This is a genomic window from Turicibacter sp. T129 (genome assembly GCF_025594975.1).
Classification (GTDB): domain Bacteria; phylum Bacillota_I; class Bacilli_A; order MOL361; family Turicibacteraceae; genus Turicibacter; species Turicibacter bilis.
The window spans coordinates 1-18,491 of record NZ_JAMQUU010000078.1 but is presented as its reverse complement, the minus strand read 5'-3'; the positions used below and the strand labels follow the sequence as shown (position 1 = coordinate 18,491).

The following is an 18,491-nucleotide window of genomic DNA, read 5'->3' as shown; positions in this document are numbered from 1 at the left end:
TTTACACCTCACTTCCTTGGTTAACTAAACTTAAAACTTCAGCCTCTTTTTCATTTTGAATTTCCCAGAATGTCTGGTAAAGACCTCCTTGATGAATCAGTTCATCATGTGTTCCTTGTTGAATGATACGACCCTTATCTAGCACGAGAATTTGATCAGCATCTTTTACCGTACTGACACGGTGAGCAATAATAAAAGTTGTCACATCTTTTGAGCGTTCTTTTAATGCTTTTCGAATCACAATATCTGTTTCAGTATCGACAGCACTTAATGAGTCATCAAAGATTAAAATTGGACATTCATTAATAAGCGCTCGGGCAATTCCAACACGTTGCTTTTGTCCACCGGATAATGTTACACCACGCTCACCGACAATCGTATCATAGCCTTCTTGAAACTCCTCAATGACATGATGGACCGATGCTAACTGAGCGACACTATGAATCTCTTCATCAACCGCATCTTTTTTAGCAATCGCAATATTTTGTTTAATCGTTTTCGAGTATAAAAATAATTCTTGAAGCACAGCTCCAATATGACGGCGTAGCCACTTTTTATCAATGTGTTTTAGTTCCACGCCATCAATTTTAATCGATCCATCTGTATAGTCATAAAGACGCATCAATAAATTCATTAACGTTGTTTTTCCTGAACCCGTACGACCAATAATGGCAATCGTTTGGCCACGTTGCACTTTAAACGTAATATCTTTTAAAATGCGATCATGATCTTCATACTCAAACCCAACATGGTTAAATTCAATGGTTCCCTTAATATCAGGTTTTTGTAAACCTTGTTCAAATTCAATCGGCTCACTTAATACTTCATTAATACGCTTGGCTGAAATGGTGGTTTTCCCTAAATCAGTTAAAATACGACCTAATTGGCGAACAGGCCAAATAATCATCGATTCATAAGAAATGAACGCTTGTAATGTCCCTAGTGTGATTTCCCCGTTTATCGATAAATACGCTCCGTAAATCACGGTAATTGCAATTTGAAATAAACTTAAAAAATCAGAGCTTGACCAGAAGAGTGCGTTTAACTTGGTCATCACATAACTTTTTACACGGTAATCAGAATTACGTTTTTCAAATTGCTCAATTTCAAACTCTTGATTACAGTAGGCACGTACCACACGAACTCCAGTTAAATTTTCTTGAATCATTGTAGACATCCGAGCCTCTGATTCATCTGCCTCTTGAAATGAGCTTTTAACTTTTTTAAAGAAGATAAAACAGAAAGTAAATAAGATAGGTGTCACACACACACTAACTAAGGCAAACTTAACATTTAACGTTAACATAAACGTAAAAATAATCACAAAGATTAAAATTGAATACCCCATCTCAACTAATTGAGACGATAAGAATAAACGAATCGTATCAATATCTGATGTACAACGTTGAATTAAATCCCCAGTTTCGGCACGTTTATGATACATAAACGATAACTGTTGAATATGATTGTACATTTTATCTTTTAAACTTTTCGCTAAATCTTCTGATGCCTCTGCTGACCATCTGGCCTTTAAAAAATTAAATAAAGCATTAATGATTGTAAATAGAATAATTAAAAATCCACACATCAACAATTGACCTTGGAACGTTGAAACGGATAAAACAATTTTTGAAATAATCGTTTGTTCTCCCTCAGTCGTTTGTTTGATGACCATATCAATCGCGGTTTGGTTAACTAATGGAATTAAGGTTGAGAAAATAATCCCACACGCTGTCGCTACTAATGCGCCCAATACCTTTAAACGTTGTCCTTCAAGCCAACGATAAATACTCTTTAATTCACTCACTTCATTCACCTGACTTTCCTTTGTTGCTAAAAAATATTCCCATTCTTACACCACTAATCCTAATAAAAAAATTAATCTTGTTTTAGCATAAGATTACATGTTCGCACAACTCCCCCTAAAGCGATACATCAAAGTTTATTTTTATGAAATAGTCACCCCGTTAAATTTAAATTGATTTTGATGAGCTAAAATAATCATCATTCTCGCCCCCTTTCATAAAAATTTATCATCAATTACTCATTATACACAGATTTACATTTTTTGAAATATATAACACCTAAATATTTTATAAAATTCGAATAATGACTCACTCCCTTCTAAAGGCATAAAAAAAGTTGTCTCATCGACAACCTTACTTTAATAAAAAATGATATTAAACATCACCTAAATCATAAAAACAATCACCAAACAAACCAGGATTACTTTAATGGATGATAAACAGCTATAGCACGCTGTTAAGAACTCTATCTTTATCTCCATTTTATAATATAAATTTATTTCGCTAGCTTTTATAAAAATCCTCACATATTCTTTTTCACTCTTATCACATTCGGATAATGAAATAATTCCTTCATCTCTTAATGCTTCAATCAAAAAATATATCCAACTAAAAAAGTCTGAATCATACTCCTTGTACCATTCAGACTTTTTCTGTCTCTTATTGTGTTTGGATTTCTTTTAAAAGATTCTCATAGTCTTCATCTGCATTCTCTGATTCTTCTATGATCTCCTCAATTTCTACGACACTTAATTGTTGAAGTTCAACAAGATTGCTAACTTTTTGAACAAGATACCCCATCACCCCTAAACAAATTGTATAAAAAGCATATGGCGTTACATTTGAAAGATAGTAATTAATCACATCTGTTAAATTTTCAGAGATAACAAATCCTTGCTCAACGATTGAAGCGATATAATCATAGCATGTATACACATTATATAAAGCTATTCCACCCATAAGAACAGCTAGAACATAGACTCCAATCGTAACTTTTGAAACACTTTTAAATTTATTTTTCTTCATAACAGCCTCCTATTTTAATTAACTATTTTACTCTTTCCCACCAATCACATAGGAATAGAAAAATCATTTACACAACCTACTAAATGCTTTTTCTGACCAAAGTTCGTCTAATGAAAAACCATGTTAATCTCATCTTAACACCTTTACCTTAAAATTATCTTAAATACTAAACACTATTAAGTTATTTTACATTCATCCTCTCTGTATTTCTTTGTTCCTCACATATAAAAAGCTCATAGAGCTTAAGTCTCTATGAGCCATGATTCATTAATTTTTTTCATATGATAAGACGATATTACCATCAACAGCATCAACAATAACCGTTGTATCCATTTCGATTTCTCCTGCAATTAATGCACGTGCAAGTTTTGTTTCGATTGTACGTTGAATGAATCGTTTTAATGGACGCGCTCCATATACTGAGTCAAATCCCGCTTCAGCTACATAAGCATGAGCTGCATCGGTTAAGCGAACCGTAATACGTTGCTCTGCTAAACGCGCATTTAATCCAGCAATGAATTTATCGACGATTTGATAAATAATAGATTCTGATAATGGATTAAACGTAATAATCTCATCAATACGGTTTAATAACTCTGGTTTGAAATAATCACGTAAAACTTCTAACACCTGTTCCTGAGCTTCTTCAAAGTTAGGGTTTTCAAGTAAAATGTGTGAACCAATATTTGAGGTCATAATGATGATGGTATTTTTAAAGTCTACTGTACGACCTTGTGAATCTGTAATACGTCCATCATCTAAAATTTGTAATAAAATATTGAATACGTCTGGATGAGCTTTTTCAATTTCATCTAATAATACGATTGAGTATGGTTTACGACGGATGGCTTCTGTTAACTGTCCACCTTCTTCATATCCCACATAACCTGGAGGCGCTCCAACTAAACGAGAGACCGCATGTTTCTCCATATACTCACTCATATCAATACGAACAATATGTTCTTCACTATCGAATAAGAATTCCGCCAATGCTTTAGCAATTTCGGTTTTACCAACCCCAGTTGGCCCTAAGAATAAGAATGAACCGATTGGACGATGTGGATCTTTAATTCCAGCACGTGCACGAATAATGGCATCACCGACTAAATCAATGGCATCATCTTGTCCCATAACACGACGTTTTAATTCTTCTTTTAAATTTAATAATTTTTCACGTTCACCTTGAACGAGTTTCGCAATTGGAATCCCTGTCCAACGCGAAATAATTTCAGCAATTTCTTCTTCTGTGACATTTTCACGAAGTAATCGATTTTCTTTCCCTGCTTCATCGTGTTGCATCGCTTCAACTTCAGCAATTTGTTTTTCTAAGCTTGGGATTTTTCCATATTGTAATTCGGCTGCTTTTTCATATTCGCCACGTGCTTGGGCATCTTCTAATGCACGACGTGCCCCTTCTAATTCTTTTTTTAGATCCGCCACACCATGAATCGCTTGTTTTTCTTTTTCCCACTGTAATTTTAAAACATTTAATTCATCTTTTAAGTTCGCTAATTCTTTTTGTAACGCCTCTAGACGTTGTTTACTATTCTCATCTTTTTCTTTTTTAAGAGCCGCCTCTTCAATCTCAAGCTGAGTCACACGACGACTAATGCGATCCACCTCTTCTGGTAACGAGTCGATTTCAGTACGAATCGTTGCGCACGCTTCATCAATTAAATCGATGGCTTTATCTGGTAAAAAACGATCCGTAATATATCGATCAGATAATGTCGCAGCTGCTACAATCGCACGGTCTGAAATACTAACACGATGGTGTACTTCAAAGCGATCTTTCAATCCACGTAAGATTGAAACGGTATCTTCGACTGTTGGTTCATTAACTTGAACTTTTTGGAAACGTCGCTCTAAGGCAGGATCTTTTTCAATGTACTCACGATATTCTTTTAATGTTGTAGCACCAATGCAGTGTAATTCACCACGAGCTAATAATGGTTTTAATAAGTTCCCTGCATCCATTGCACCATCTGTACGTCCTGCTCCAACGATGGTATGAATTTCGTCAATGAATAAAATAATACGTCCATCACTATTTTTAACTTCATTCAATACCGCTTTTAAACGCTCTTCAAACTCACCACGATATTTAGCACCGGCAACTAAAGCGGCTAAGTCTAATTCAAAAATCACTTTATCTTTTAAACTTTCAGGCACATCTTGTCGAACAATACGCCAAGCTAACCCTTCAACGATAGCAGTTTTACCAACCCCAGGCTCACCAATTAACACCGGGTTATTTTTTGTTTTACGAGATAAAATACGAATCGCACGACGAATCTCTTCATCGCGACCAATAACCGGATCAATTTTTCCTGATTTTACATCTTCTACTAAGTCACGTCCGTATTTTTCTAAGACTTCATAAGTTGCTTCTGGGTTTTGTGTCATCACGCGTGAATTCCCCCTTATCTGTGAAATAATTTCTTTTAAGTGCTTTTCATTAATCTGATGTTTTTTTATTAATTGCTTCATTTGATAATCTTTTGATTCGAGCATCGCAAGCAAGACGTGCTCCACTGATAAATAATCATCTTTCCAAGCTCGAGCATAATCATCTGCTTTTAATAAAGCACGATTTAAATCTGCTGAAACGTATGGATCACCTGTTGCTCCAGTAACAGCTGGCTTTTTATCTAAAATTTGTTTTAATTCTTGTAATATCTCTTGAATCGGATAGCCTGCCTTTGTAAAAACACGAGCGGCTAATCCGTCATGGTCTTGTAATAAGGACATTAATAAATGCGGGGTATCAATCTCTTGGTGATGTAATGAAGTTGCAAGAGACTGTGCATTTACTAAGCCCTGTTGTAGCTTTTCAGTCATTTTATTAATATTCATGATTCTCACTCCATTTCTTCATCATCTATGATGATACTATCATTATACTCTTGTTTTAGCACTCAGTCAATAAGAGTGCTAATAATTCCAAAATGTAAGTGTTTATTATTTTGTAAATAGCCAAGACTAATCACGTTGCACAAATTTACCACATCTTGTATAAGTTCATTTAACTTGTTCGCTATCTGTGTTATCATATTTATCCGGAGGTGTTTTAATGGAAACAAAGAAACTAATCGTAACAGACTTAGATGGAACTGCATTACAAAATTGGGAAACACTTGACCCAAATACAAAAGAAGCTTTAATTGCTGCAAAAGAAGCAGGACATATCGTTGTGATTGCAACAGGCCGCCCAGCACGTGCATCGTTACACTTCTACAAAGAGTTAGGTCTTGATACACCTATTATTAACTTTAATGGAGCTTATATACATCATCCAGAAGACGAAACCTTTGAGGATATTGTGGCTCAAATCCCAACAGAGGTTGTTTTAACTTTATTCGATTCAGAATTAAAAGATTATATCGTCAATGCCTTTTGTGAATACAAAGATCACTTATATGTCTTACATCAAGGAGATACTATTCGTGATTGGTTCCATATTGAAACATGTACATCAGTGAAATACGGACCATTTAAAGAAACATTAGACGAACATCCAAACGGATTCTTATTAGAAGCTAAAGAGGGATACCCAGAAAAAGTCATGAGTTTCTTACGTGAAAACTACGGTGACATCGTGACATGCCGCAAATGGGATGGCGATAATGTCAACATTATCGAAGTGTTTAAATCAAATACAAATAAAGCAACAGCGATTGAAAAATTGGCCAAATATTTCAACATTGAACAAAAAGATATCATCGCCTTCGGTGACGGAGATAATGATATCGAAATGTTAACCTATGCTGGAGTCGGTGTCGCCATGGATAATGCCATCGATAAACTAAAAGCAGTAGCGAACACCACAACAAAATCAAACAAAGAAAGCGGCGTTGCTCACTACATCCACGAATACATCTTAACACCTAAAAAATAAATAATGAAAAAGGTCATGAGCTTTAACTAGCTTATGACCTTTTAATTCGGGACTGTTAAATTTTTAACAAAGCGTCTCATTGTACGTCTATTTTTTATAATAATCACTTGTTTTTCTACTCCAAACTGATCTAATTTCTTCAGAACCCATGGACGTTTTACACGTTTATAGTAGAAAGCTTTTTTAACCCTTTTAAAATTAAAATGCAGTATGGCATCTAAAATATTTTTCCATAACGGAAAATCTACAAAGACAACTCCATTGGCCTCATCCCCCATTAAAGTTAGTGCCCGATTATAGGTTGTTCTAACTACCCATTCATTATTATTTAATAGAGCCTCTATTGCTTGCTCACGATTGTCATGCTCAATAATTTCATCGCCATTTATTATTTCTAATCCTGTCTTTTGATGCATTCAATTAGTTAATCGGTACATTTTTGTCGAATTTTCCCCTAAAACAATCCACCTTTTCATTCATAAATCCCCCTTTTGTTCATCTTAACACTTTTCCATCACAATATATGTTGAAATATTGTACAATATTCTAAAAAATTCAAAAAGACTTACTTTACTTCATTTATATTCAAATAAAAAGGAATTTATACAAAAAACTCATGGTTTAAACCATGAGTTTTCATGTATATTTAATAATTATTTAACAACGATGTTGACTAATTTTACTGGAACGGCGATTGTTTTTACAATTTCTTTTCCAGAAATGAAGTTTTGAACGTTTTCATGTGCCATTGCTATTTCTAACATGTCTTCTTTTGAGCTGCCTGCACGCACATCGATACGAGCACGTAACTTACCGTTAACTTTTGCGATGATTGTAATGGTATCCGATACTAATTTTGCTTCATCGTATGTTGGCCATGCTTCATAAGAAACAGTTCCTTCATGTCCAAGCATTGATCAAATTTCTTCTGTCATATGAGGAGCGATTGGATTTAATAATTTAACGAACGCTTCTGCATATTCACATGGAATACTTGTGACTTTATATGATTCATTGATGAAGATCATCATTTTCTATCAATCTTAAACTTATTTATCTCTCATTTATTTTTTCTTCTAAAAAATAAATTCTTCTCGATATATACTATCTCTTAAGTAACCTATCCTTTTAATCTTAATTTTCGATATAATTTAGTTTAAATTTTATCTCATTAGATATACCCGCACCCTTTTATACATCTTTCAATAATAATTTACTTTTTAAATTTACATACATTTTATTACCACGCTAGCCCCCTCAGAGCAGGTGATTTTCGTTTATACACAAAGCATTCTCAAAAAACTGAGAATGCTTTTTAAATGAACACTTATGACAAACAAAAATATATTATCCTGTAATGAGTTTTAACTGAGGTGATAGGGATGTATTATTATTCATCTAATTATGAATATCCATATAGACAAAATGCTACAACTACTACACAAGCAAAAATGCCATCATTGATGACAAGTTTAGGAGAAGTTCAGTTAGAAGGTTACTATGACTTATTTGTTTATGAAACGTTATTTTCTGTTATCGGAGCAACTTTAAAAATTCAAATGAGTACAGGAAGTATTGAAGGAAAACTCATTGGCGCTAAACCTGATCATGTAATTTTGGAAAGTAACGGAAATACATTTTTTATCCGTATCAAAGAGATTGTTTGGATTATGCCTGTTAAATAATTTCTAACGCTTATTTATTTCAATAAACAAAAAACCCTCTAATCAGTGGTGGGATTAGAGGGCTTTTAATAGTTATTCTAATTATTTAACAACGATGTTAACTAATTTTCCTGGAACAGCAATTGTTTTTACAATTTCTTTTCCAGCAACGAAGTTTTGAACATTTTCATGTGCCATCGCTGTTTCTAACATGTCTTCTTTTGAAATATTAGCAGCTACCTCGATACGGGCACGTAACTTACCGTTAACTTGGGCAATGATTGTAATGGTATCCGATACTAATTTTGCTTCATCATATGTTGGCCATGCTTCATATGAAACAGTTCCTTCATGTCCAAGCACCGACCAGATTTCTTCTGTCATATGCGGAGCGATTGGATTTAATAATTTAACAAATCCTTCTGCATATTCACGTGGAATGCTTGTTGCTTTATATGATTCATTGATGAAGATCATCATTTGAGCGATCGCAGTATTGAAGCTTAATTTTTCATAATCCTCAGTTACTTTCTTCACTGTTTCATGATAAACTTTATCTAATTTTCCATCGTTTTCAGCGACTACTTTTTCAGCTAATGTGTGCTCTGGAGTCACGAATAAACGCCACACACGATCTAAGAAACGACGGCTTCCATCTAATCCTTCAGTTGACCAAGCGATAGCTGCATCAAGTGGTCCCATGAACATTTCGTATAAACGTAATGTATCTGCTCCATGAGATTCAACGATATCATCTGGATTTACAACGTTTCCTTTAGATTTTGACATTTTCTCATTGTTTTCACCTAAGATCATTCCTTGGTTGAATAAACGTTGGAATGGTTCTTTTGTTTCAACAATTCCTAAATCGAATAATACTTTATGCCAGAAGCGAGCGTATAATAAGTGTAATACAGCATGCTCTGCTCCACCGATGTATAAATCAACTGGTAACCATTCTTTTAATAATTGTTTGGCTTCTTCTGTATTTAATCCAACATAGTCTTCACCTTGTTTTAAGATATAGCCAATGTAGTACCAGCAGCTTCCAGCCCATTGTGGCATTGTATTTGTTTCACGACGACCTTTTACTCCATCTTCACGTACAACTTCTAACCATTCTTTTGCATTAGCAAGTGGAGATTCACCTGTTCCAGATGGTTTGATGTTATCCATCACTGGTAATTCAAGTGGTAATTGATCGGCTTCTAAAACAGACATTGTTCCATCTTCCCACATAATCACTGGGAATGGTTCTCCCCAATAACGTTGACGAGAGAATAACCAGTCACGTAGTTTATAGTTAACTTTACGAGATCCAGCACCGTTTGCTTCTAACCATTCAATAACAGCAGCTTTAGCATCTGCATTGTTCATTCCATTAATGAAGTCTGATTCGATGTGAGCATCATCTCCAGTGAAGGCACCTTCTGTGATATCCCCTTCAATGACTTGCTTAATTGTTAAGTCATATTTCTTAGCGAATTCGTAGTCACGCTCATCGTGTGCAGGCACTGCCATAACAGCTCCTGTTCCGTAGCTTGCTAAAACATAATCTCCGATCCAAACTGGAACTTGAGCTCCTGTAATTGGATGAATTGCGTAAGCTCCTGTTGCCACACCTGATTTTTCTTTATTTAATTCTGTACGCTCTAAATCAGATTTTGCTTTTGCAGCTTCTTGATAAGCAACAACCGCTTCTTTACATTCAGGCGTTGTAATTTCATTTACTAATGGATGTTCTGGTGCTAAAACAACGTATGTTACACCGAATACCGTATCAGGACGTGTTGTAAACACATCAAATGAATGTTCTGTTCCATTAACTTTAAAGTTAATTAACGCTCCTTCACTCTTACCGATCCAGTTACGTTGCATATCTTTAATGCTTTCTGTCCAGTCTAACCCTTCTAAATCTTCAAGTAATCGTTCAGCATAATGTGTAATTTTAAGCACCCATTGTTTCATTGGTTTCTTGATTACAGGATGTTCCCCACGTTCAGAGACCATTTTCCCATCAACATTTAAAACTTCCTCATTTGCTAAAACTGTTCCTAACCCTTCACACCAGTTAACTTCAATATCTTTAATTTCAGCTAATCCCATGTTATATAATTGGGTGAAAATCCATTGTGTCCATTTATAATATTTTGGATCGGTTGTATTTAACTCTTTATCCCAATCATATGAGAATCCTAATGATTGAATTTGTTTACGGAATGTATTAATGTTAATATCCGTAAATTCACGAGGGTCATTTCCTGTATTTAATGCATATTGCTCAGCTGGTAAACCGAATGCATCCCATCCCATTGGATGTAAGACACGGTACCCTTGCATACGTTTCATACGAGAAACAATATCAGTTGCTGTATATCCTTCTGGATGACCGACGTGAAGTCCCGCTCCAGATGGATAAGGGAACATATCTAATGCATAATACTTAGGTTTTGACTTATCTTCAGACGTTTTGAATGTCTTATTTTCTAGCCAATAATTTTGCCACTTTTGTTCAATCTGTTTGTGATCAAATGCCATAATTCTACCTCCGGGCCCCCGGCCTGCGAAGCAGGTATCCTCCACTGCTGGGGTAATCTTAAATTTGTAGGTGAGTCTACTATTCATTAAGAAAATTTAAATACTGCTTTCTTTTCTTAAATGATGAAGTAAACACTTCACTAAAATAAAACCAAATATTATGAATAATTTGTGACGAATCGATATAAATTATTCATTAATACAAAATAATGGATTAAATTCCATAAACCTATATCTTATTCTTTTTAATAAAGATGGGGTAAGAAAAATCTTTTATCCCTCACTCAAAAAGTTAAAGAGAACACCCTCTTCCCATCAAAGGAGGGAAAGCTAAGAGTCCAACTACTTCGCTATACATATAGTTGAATTAATCCACTAAAGCAGATCGTTGAACTAACAAAAAAAGTCCTTAGAATATTTCTATTCTAAGGACGTAAATTACGCGGTACCACCTTAGTTGCAAGAGTCTAAAAAAAGTAGTCTCTTACCTCTCTCATCTTTTAACGCAAGAATACGGCAATCATTACTTAAATTTCACAATTGCAACTCCGAGGTGAGTTCATAAGTGTTCTATACGAATTTGCACCAACCATTCGCTCTCTACAATAGTCCCAACTTACTACTAGTCCTCTTCACGGTTCATATAAGTTTATTCTAGAAAAATTATATCAAACCTTTCACAAAAAACAAGATTTTTTATAAAAAAACGTCATAAAACAATATCTCGTGCCACTAATTCACATCTATGATAAAATAAAAGACGATAAACAAACAACATACAACAATCCTCATCATTTTAAAGGACTATCTTAAATGATGCATTCGTGATTGATTTGATAAAAAGAACATACTAAAAACAGGAGGAATAGATAGATGAACAATCCGTTTCCATACAGCTATGCTGATAAACGATACCATACATTAAACTATCATTTACGTGAAAAATATAACCAAAAAATCTTCAAAGTCATGATTAATGCTGGATTTACTTGTCCAAATATTGATGGAACGGTTAAATACGGTGGATGTACGTTCTGTAGTACCAAAGGTAGTGGTGACTTTGCTGGAAATCCAGAAGACAATTTAAAAACTCAATTTAATCAAGTCAAAGAGATGATGCATCAAAAATGGCCTGAAGCAGGATACATCGCCTATTTCCAAGCCTTCTCAAATACACATGCCCCGCTTGAAGTCTTAAAACGTAAATATGAAGCCGTTTTAGAATGTGATCCAAATATTGTCGCTCTTTCAATTGGGACACGTCCTGACTGTTTACCAGATGATGTCGTCGACTACTTAGGTGAATTAAACAAAGAAGTCGATTTATGGGTAGAACTTGGGCTTCAATCGATGCATGACAAAACAGGAAAACTAATTAACCGCGGACATGATTATCAAACATTAGTCGAAGGCGTTAACAAACTTCGCGCGAAAAATATCGATGTCATCATTCATATCATCAATGGATTACCAGGTGAAACACATGAAATGATGTTAGAGACTGCAAAAGCTGTAGCGGGACTTGATGTCCAAGGAATCAAAATTCATTTACTTCACGTCATTGAAGGAACACCAATGCACAAAATGTTAGACAAAGGGATGTTAACACTTATGGAGAAAGATGAGTATATCGACTTAGTCGTTGATCAATTAGAAATCTTACCCCCTGAAATGGTTATCCATCGTTTAACAGGTGATGCCGTTCGTGAAGAATTAGTTGGACCGATGTGGAGTTTAAAAAAATGGGAAGTTTTAAATGCAATTGATGATCGTTTAAAAGAGCGTAACACTTACCAAGGACGACTTTATCAAAAACCGGAGGAAAACTAAGATGGCACAGACATTAGAACGCGTTCTTCCCTTTTCAAAAAATTTATTAGAAAAAGCTTTAAAACCAGGTGATGTTGCGATTGATGGAACAGCTGGTAATGGTTATGATACGTTATTTTTAGCAGAAATTGTTGGTAAGTCAGGCCATGTTTATAGCTTTGATGTCCAAGAAGAAGCCATTCAAAGTACGCAAACTAAGTTAAAAGAAGCTGATATTAACCATGTAACTTTAATTCATGATGGACATCAACATGTCCTAAATTATGTGCAACAACCAATTAGCGCGGCGATTTTTAATCTAGGTTACCTTCCTGGTAGTGATCAAAGTATTACGACTCATGGTGAAACGACATGGAAAGCTGTCACTGACATTTTAAGCTTATTAAAGAAAAATGGAATTATTATTTTAGTGGTGTATCACGGACATGAGGAGGGAAAAGTGGAACGCCACTATTTAGAACAGTGCTTTGAAACACTAGATACTAAAACAACTCAAGTCTTAACGTACCAATTCATTAACCGACCAACGGCTCCATTCATTGTCGCCATCGAAAAACTACATTAAAAAAGCTACTTTAACAGTAGCTTTTTTTGTTCCTTAATTTGTAATGATAAAAGAAATAAAACTTCAGAAAATACCACTACCCCATATACCTATACATTCATGATTACTTTACAAACTTTCTCGTATGATGGAATAAAAAGCGGGAACGAAAACCGAGTTTTTTGATGATTTGTTTTTGAACGATACGAAGTTGAGGATTTTTCTTCACACCTTCTGCTAAGTATAATGCGAAGAGTCCATCATTAATCGTTTGATGAAATCCTTTCTCCGGTAAGAGCCTTATCTGCTGTTGGGCCTCGTAGTAAACGTCAAGAATCCGATAAATTCCCTCTTCAAAGTTATGATAATAAGAAAAGAAATTAAGTTCTCCCTCTTCGATGTCTTCCTCTAAATCAATTAGATAATCAAGCATAATATGAAGTTCTTGCACCGCTGGAAACATTGCTTGAAAAATACACTCAGGTTGGATTTGATAACGGTCTTGATTCATCGCATAAGCCACCATCGTAAAAATTCCAAGTGTTGAACCACAGGCTGCCCCAAACTCAAACCAAGTTAAATCACCTGCTAATCGTTTTTGCTGACTGCTTAATTGAATTAATCGAACCTCCCGCTCTGACACTTTTAAATGCTTATAAACTTGTAAATCTACATACAATCCAGCTAAGCGACCAAGCCAAGAAGCATAAAGCGAATAGTGAGGAATCTTTTTTAATGATTCTTGGCACAAGCGGACAAGCATATTCAAATAGCCTCCATCGAGTTGCTGTGTTTGATACTGATAATAATTTGAGGCATGAGGAGTTAGTTTAAAGACATCTAATAACGACTGATGTAAACGACGAAAATTCGTTTCATTAATAACATTTGTTTGATCGACTAAATTATCTAAATAGTCACACATCGTCTGATAAGCCGTCATAAATTTTAAATAATCGGCTTGATACTCTTCACTTACTAAGGCTGCATAAAAAGATGCTCCATAGCAATGAAAAGCTTTTTTTGAAAGACTCGCTAACGCTTCTTTCTTTAATTTCGGATCGGTAATTTGTTGCGCATGTTGTTCATATAAACTTAAAAATGATTTCGTCTTAGGTTGATACGATTTATAAAAAGCTGTCATTAAGGCTGGATAGAACATGTTTTCACCTCTCAATCGATACCTCTATAGTGTAGACCAAGGTTCCAGCGTTCAATCATCATTTGACTGAAATGTCATTCATTCTTACAGAAACCTCTTCTTTTCGACAGACGTAACCGATTACAACCTTTCCCTATTCCCCTTAGTTTTCTACTTTTTTACAAATGTAGATGTTATAATGATTGTGTATTTATGGAAAAGGAGGAATAAATAGTGAGGGGAAGCAAATTACAAAAACTACTACATGTTCTAAAAAAACATGATCATAAAAACGACGTCTATAACTATGCCATTCCTGATTTATGGAATGCATGGAACTATCAAGGAGAGGAAATGGTGCGTACTAGTTGGGGGGAACTCATCGTTAATCCATACAACTTCTATAGTGAAGTGATCCAATCCTACATTTTGCCTCAGGCTAAAGACGACGTTAACTATAATCAATCGCTAAGTCAAATCAAGCAATCATATGAAGCTAAACCAGGCTATTTAGGGGGAGACTGGATTAAAGATTCAGTGGTTTATTCAATGATGGTTCGAACATCGACAGCTTGGGACCATGACCGAAGTGGAGATTTAGAGAACCATAACTTATACGATTTAAATGAAACAGGGACATTCGTAAAATCATTAGCATTACTTCCATTACTAAAGAAAATGGGAGTCGATACAGTTTATATGCTCCCAATTTCAAAATTTTCATTAAAAGATAAAAAAGGTGAATTAGGATCACCTTATGGAGTTTGCAACTTCTTTGAAATCGATCCTAGCTTAAAAGATAACATGACAGGTTCAGAGTTAACTGTTGAGGAAGAATTCCAAGCATTTGTTGAAGCTTGTCATATTTTAGATATGAAAGTGATGATTGACATCATCCCTAGAACAAATTCAGTTGAAAGTGATTTAATTTTAGAACATCCGGATTGGTTCTATTGGGTATATACCGATACATTCCACGAGTATTATCCACCATATGTTCCAGGACTCGGAAGTACCTTATCACCGAAACCAGAATATTTACCTTATGTGTATTCATCACAAGCAGTATGGAATCATATTCATAAATTCTCATATGCACCAAACATCATTGATCCTGAAAAATGGGAGCGCGTGGTAGAAGAATATCGCCAAACACCAGGGGCTTCTATTTTAGATTTAGTTAGCCGTGAATTCGGTTTAACTGTTGCACCAGCCTTCTCAGATCATATTAATGATGTGCAACCACCATGGACAGATGTCACGTTCTTCCGTATGTATATGGACCATCCGGTGGAAAGCCAAAAATACTTAGGCGGACAAGAGTTACCACCTTATATCTTATTTGATACAATTAAATCAAATTTATATAAAGGAAATATCATTAACGAAGGATTATGGGCAACTTTATCTAACATTATTCCATTCTATCAACAAAATTATGGAATTGATGGGGCTCGTATCGATATGGGACATGCTCTTCCGTCTGAACTCATCCATCGTATCATTGCCAATGCACGTACGAACGATCCAGACTTCTGCTTCATCGCTGAGGAGCTACAAGATGAAAATGCAAAAGTATCACGCGATAACGGATATAACATGATTATCGGTTATGGATTCTTCCAAGAACCTCGTACGTATGAGCATCGTACACACAAATTCATGTATGATTCACGTCACTTACCATGTCCTGTGTTTGCTGGAGGAGAAACTCATGATACCCCTCGCTTAGCTGCACGTGAAGGCGGACGTACGTTATCTAAAATGTTAACCGTTATGAACATGTTCATGCCAAATGGAGTTCCATTCATTAACTCTGGACAAGAAGTTTATGAAATTCAACCGATGAATACAGGTCTTGATTGCCGTAACTATGAGCAATATGTGTTACCGCACAACGATCGTTACTTTGGAAAGCTTGCACTCTTTGATAAATTCGCTATCCATTATCTGAATCATATGCGCTGGGAGTTACCAGATACACTAGAAGCTGTTTCAAAAATCCGCAAAGATCACTTAAGTACTTTTACGAAACTTGAAAACTTTGTATCGCTTGGATTTGATTACTTAAGTGACCCTGCGATTGGATTTGGATACATTGAGGAAGGAAAGCGCGGTCACTACAATAACAATGTTTTCATCATTGTAGCAAGCACTGATATGTATTCTCCAATTGATGTGACAGTTCATTTAGAGGATTTACGTACTCAATCAGGGAATACTTGGTGTACAGGTTCTTTATTATTCTCAACTCATGAATGGCAACGTGAAGTTCATGAATTTGATGGTAATCGTAATTTACGTGTTCACCTACAACCTGGTGAAGTTAAAATTATTAAACTATGATATAATAAAAGGTAACATCTCACGGTGTTACCTTTTTTATTGTAGGAGAGATTTTATGTCAGATCGCGTACTAAAGGTGGCTCTTTATAGTATTGGGAGTACCTTATTGATTTTAATAATTACCATTCCACTAATTGCGATGTTATGGATTAGTGGGATTCAGTATCATAGTCGTTGGAATATTCTTTTCTTTATCGCTATGATTACCATCTTTGATTTATTAGCTGAGTATATAGGAAGAATGGCTGTCGATGGGTTTGCCACCCTCTTTTCATGGACAAGTAAAAAAAGATTACTTTTTCGTTATATCTTAGATTTTTTTATGACGCTACTTATTACTCACTTTGTTGACGAGTACTTCAAGGGAGTCTCTCTCTCAACAGGTGGCGAAATCATCTTTGCGATACTTATTCTTCTATTTACTGCCGTCCTCGAAATGAATACAAACGAGGAAAAGGAAGCATAAAGTTTCCTTTTTTTTATATAATAATAATATACCAAATAAAGGTGAAACTTGGTAGCGCTTCATTTGAAGTTTGTGTATAATAAAAATAGATAGAAAAAGTTACCAAAAGGGGAGGAGCCTATTATGTATCAAAACATTTTAGTTGCCGTTGATGATAGTGCCAAGTCTAGACTAGCCTTTAAATCTGCTGTTGAAACTGCGGTAGCATTCAATGCAAAATTAACACTTTGTCATATTAAAAAGAACACCATTATTTACACACCGATTGATCCATCGGGGATGTTATCAACGACTTACATTTTCAAACAAGATTTCTCAAGCTATATGGATGAGGAATTAGAAAAATATAAAGAAGAGGCTCAAAAAGCAGGAATCAAAGAGGTTGAAATCGTCCAAACATACAGTTCATCACCAGGGCTTGCGATTGCTGAAGTGATCGCTCCAGGTTATGAAGCTGATTTAATCGTTTGTGGAGCAAGTAACAAATCAGGCTTTGACCGATTCTTACTCGGAAGCGTCTCACTTGATATCGTAAAACACGCAAAATGCGACGTCAACGTCATCCGCAACGGCGGAAAAAAATAACCTTTAAATCTAGATTAGCTGTATCTATAAGATACAGCTTTTTTCATATTCAAAATATAAAGTGATAGTTTGCCAAAGTATCGAAATAAAAGTGTGGGACATCTAAACGGAATGCGAAGCACATGGGATTAATCGTGCATTGATGCATGATTAATAGAACCGGCTCATTTAGCCAGAGCATTCCAATAAAAAGATGGCCCACACCCTTTATATTCTCTTATTAAATGCCTGACGCCTGTGTTCCTTAGAACCATTAACCTATTATTTTATTTTAAAAAATAATTCATAAACATATTGAGCATTTTTTAGTATATCTCTACTCTATCCATACATCTTTTCATTACTTAATTTATAAAAATAATTATAATCATCAGGAGATTCTTGTACGAGAAAATACCTTTATTCATTTTGCAAAAGTATCGAAATAAAAGTGTGGGACATCTAAACGGAATGCGAAGCACATGGGATTAATCGTGCATTGATGCATGATTAATAGAACCGGCCCATTTAGCCGGAGCATTCCAATAAAAAGATGGCCCATCATGAAAGATTTCCGAAGAATATTGGGCCTCCTCCTTTATCTTTTATCATTAAATGCCTGATATCTGTGCTTTTTGGAGTAAAAATATAAATCGAGTAGGAGATAAT

14 protein-coding genes and 1 other annotated feature are annotated in these 18,491 nt (G+C 35.1%); of the genes, 7 read left to right on the top strand and 7 right to left on the bottom strand.

What is annotated here, in order from left to right; genetic code table 11:
• Window position 1: 1 nt before the first annotated feature.
• From NEH75_RS11905 to clpB, 3 genes are all read right to left on the bottom strand, one after another.
• On the bottom strand, window positions 2-1,807 hold the full coding sequence (locus tag NEH75_RS11905) for an ABC transporter ATP-binding protein (protein ID WP_262948925.1): 1,806 nt from the start codon (window positions 1,805-1,807) through the stop codon (window positions 2-4).
• A gap of 658 nt (window positions 1,808-2,465) precedes the next feature.
• Window positions 2,466-2,831: a hypothetical protein gene (locus NEH75_RS11900; protein WP_055275934.1), complete on the bottom strand. Its 366-nt coding sequence runs from the start codon at window positions 2,829-2,831 to the stop codon at window positions 2,466-2,468.
• Between the two features lie 267 nt (window positions 2,832-3,098).
• Window positions 3,099-5,687: an ATP-dependent chaperone ClpB gene (gene clpB, locus NEH75_RS11895; protein WP_055242331.1), complete on the bottom strand. Its 2,589-nt coding sequence runs from the start codon at window positions 5,685-5,687 to the stop codon at window positions 3,099-3,101.
• A gap of 217 nt (window positions 5,688-5,904) precedes the next feature.
• Between clpB and NEH75_RS11890 the strand changes: the two genes are divergently transcribed.
• Window positions 5,905-6,729 (top strand): Cof-type HAD-IIB family hydrolase, encoded by an 825-nt coding sequence (locus NEH75_RS11890; protein ID WP_055305545.1) that lies wholly within the window; start codon window positions 5,905-5,907, stop codon window positions 6,727-6,729.
• A 41-nt stretch (window positions 6,730-6,770) separates the two neighbouring features.
• On the opposite strand, the gene NEH75_RS11885 is transcribed toward NEH75_RS11890, so the two are convergent.
• Both NEH75_RS11885 and NEH75_RS11880 read right to left on the bottom strand, forming a co-directional pair.
• A complete protein-coding gene (locus NEH75_RS11885; RefSeq protein WP_262948923.1) occupies window positions 6,771-7,145 on the bottom strand; it encodes a hypothetical protein in 375 nt (124 codons plus the stop codon).
• A gap of 237 nt (window positions 7,146-7,382) precedes the next feature.
• Window positions 7,383-7,643 (bottom strand): hypothetical protein, encoded by a 261-nt coding sequence (locus tag NEH75_RS11880; RefSeq protein ID WP_055305543.1) that lies wholly within the window; start codon window positions 7,641-7,643, stop codon window positions 7,383-7,385.
• A 468-nt stretch (window positions 7,644-8,111) separates the two neighbouring features.
• Here NEH75_RS11880 and NEH75_RS11875 point away from each other — a divergent pair, with 468 nt between their 5' ends.
• The gene (locus NEH75_RS11875; protein ID WP_144436943.1) at window positions 8,112-8,414 is read left to right on the top strand and encodes a YuzF family protein; all 303 of its coding nucleotides are present in this window, start codon (window positions 8,112-8,114) and stop codon (window positions 8,412-8,414) included.
• An 81-nt stretch (window positions 8,415-8,495) separates the two neighbouring features.
• On the opposite strand, the gene leuS is transcribed toward NEH75_RS11875, so the two are convergent.
• A complete protein-coding gene (gene leuS, locus NEH75_RS11870) occupies window positions 8,496-10,931 on the bottom strand; it encodes a leucine--tRNA ligase (RefSeq protein WP_055306029.1) in 2,436 nt (811 codons plus the stop codon).
• A 424-nt stretch (window positions 10,932-11,355) separates the two neighbouring features.
• Window positions 11,356-11,576: a binding site (T-box leader), on the bottom strand.
• Between the two features lie 228 nt (window positions 11,577-11,804).
• Here leuS and NEH75_RS11865 point away from each other — a divergent pair.
• Together NEH75_RS11865 and NEH75_RS11860 are read left to right on the top strand one after the other, a co-directional pair.
• Entirely contained in the window at window positions 11,805-12,761 is a 957-nt protein-coding gene (locus NEH75_RS11865) for a TIGR01212 family radical SAM protein (RefSeq protein WP_055242341.1), read from the top strand.
• Window position 12,762: 1 nt separating this feature from the next.
• A complete protein-coding gene (locus NEH75_RS11860; RefSeq protein ID WP_055306028.1) occupies window positions 12,763-13,326 on the top strand; it encodes a class I SAM-dependent methyltransferase in 564 nt (187 codons plus the stop codon).
• Between the two features lie 103 nt (window positions 13,327-13,429).
• On the opposite strand, the gene NEH75_RS11855 is transcribed toward NEH75_RS11860, so the two are convergent.
• Window positions 13,430-14,467, bottom strand: coding sequence for a DUF2600 family protein (locus tag NEH75_RS11855; protein WP_055306027.1), 1,038 nt, complete (start codon window positions 14,465-14,467; stop codon window positions 13,430-13,432).
• A 213-nt stretch (window positions 14,468-14,680) separates the two neighbouring features.
• Here NEH75_RS11855 and NEH75_RS11850 point away from each other — a divergent pair, with 213 nt between their 5' ends.
• From NEH75_RS11850 to NEH75_RS11840, 3 genes are all read left to right on the top strand, one after another.
• Window positions 14,681-16,792 carry an alpha-amylase family glycosyl hydrolase gene (locus tag NEH75_RS11850; protein WP_238581315.1) on the top strand — a complete coding sequence of 704 codons (2,112 nt, stop codon included), beginning with the start codon at window positions 14,681-14,683 and terminating at the stop codon, window positions 16,790-16,792.
• Window positions 16,793-16,847: 55 nt separating this feature from the next.
• Window positions 16,848-17,258, top strand: a complete 411-nt coding sequence (locus tag NEH75_RS11845) for a YrvL family regulatory protein (RefSeq protein ID WP_055306025.1) — start codon at window positions 16,848-16,850, stop codon at window positions 17,256-17,258.
• 123 nt (window positions 17,259-17,381) lie between these two features.
• On the top strand, window positions 17,382-17,843 hold the full coding sequence (locus tag NEH75_RS11840) for a universal stress protein (protein ID WP_055306024.1): 462 nt from the start codon (window positions 17,382-17,384) through the stop codon (window positions 17,841-17,843).
• Window positions 17,844-18,491: the final 648 nt, after the last annotated feature.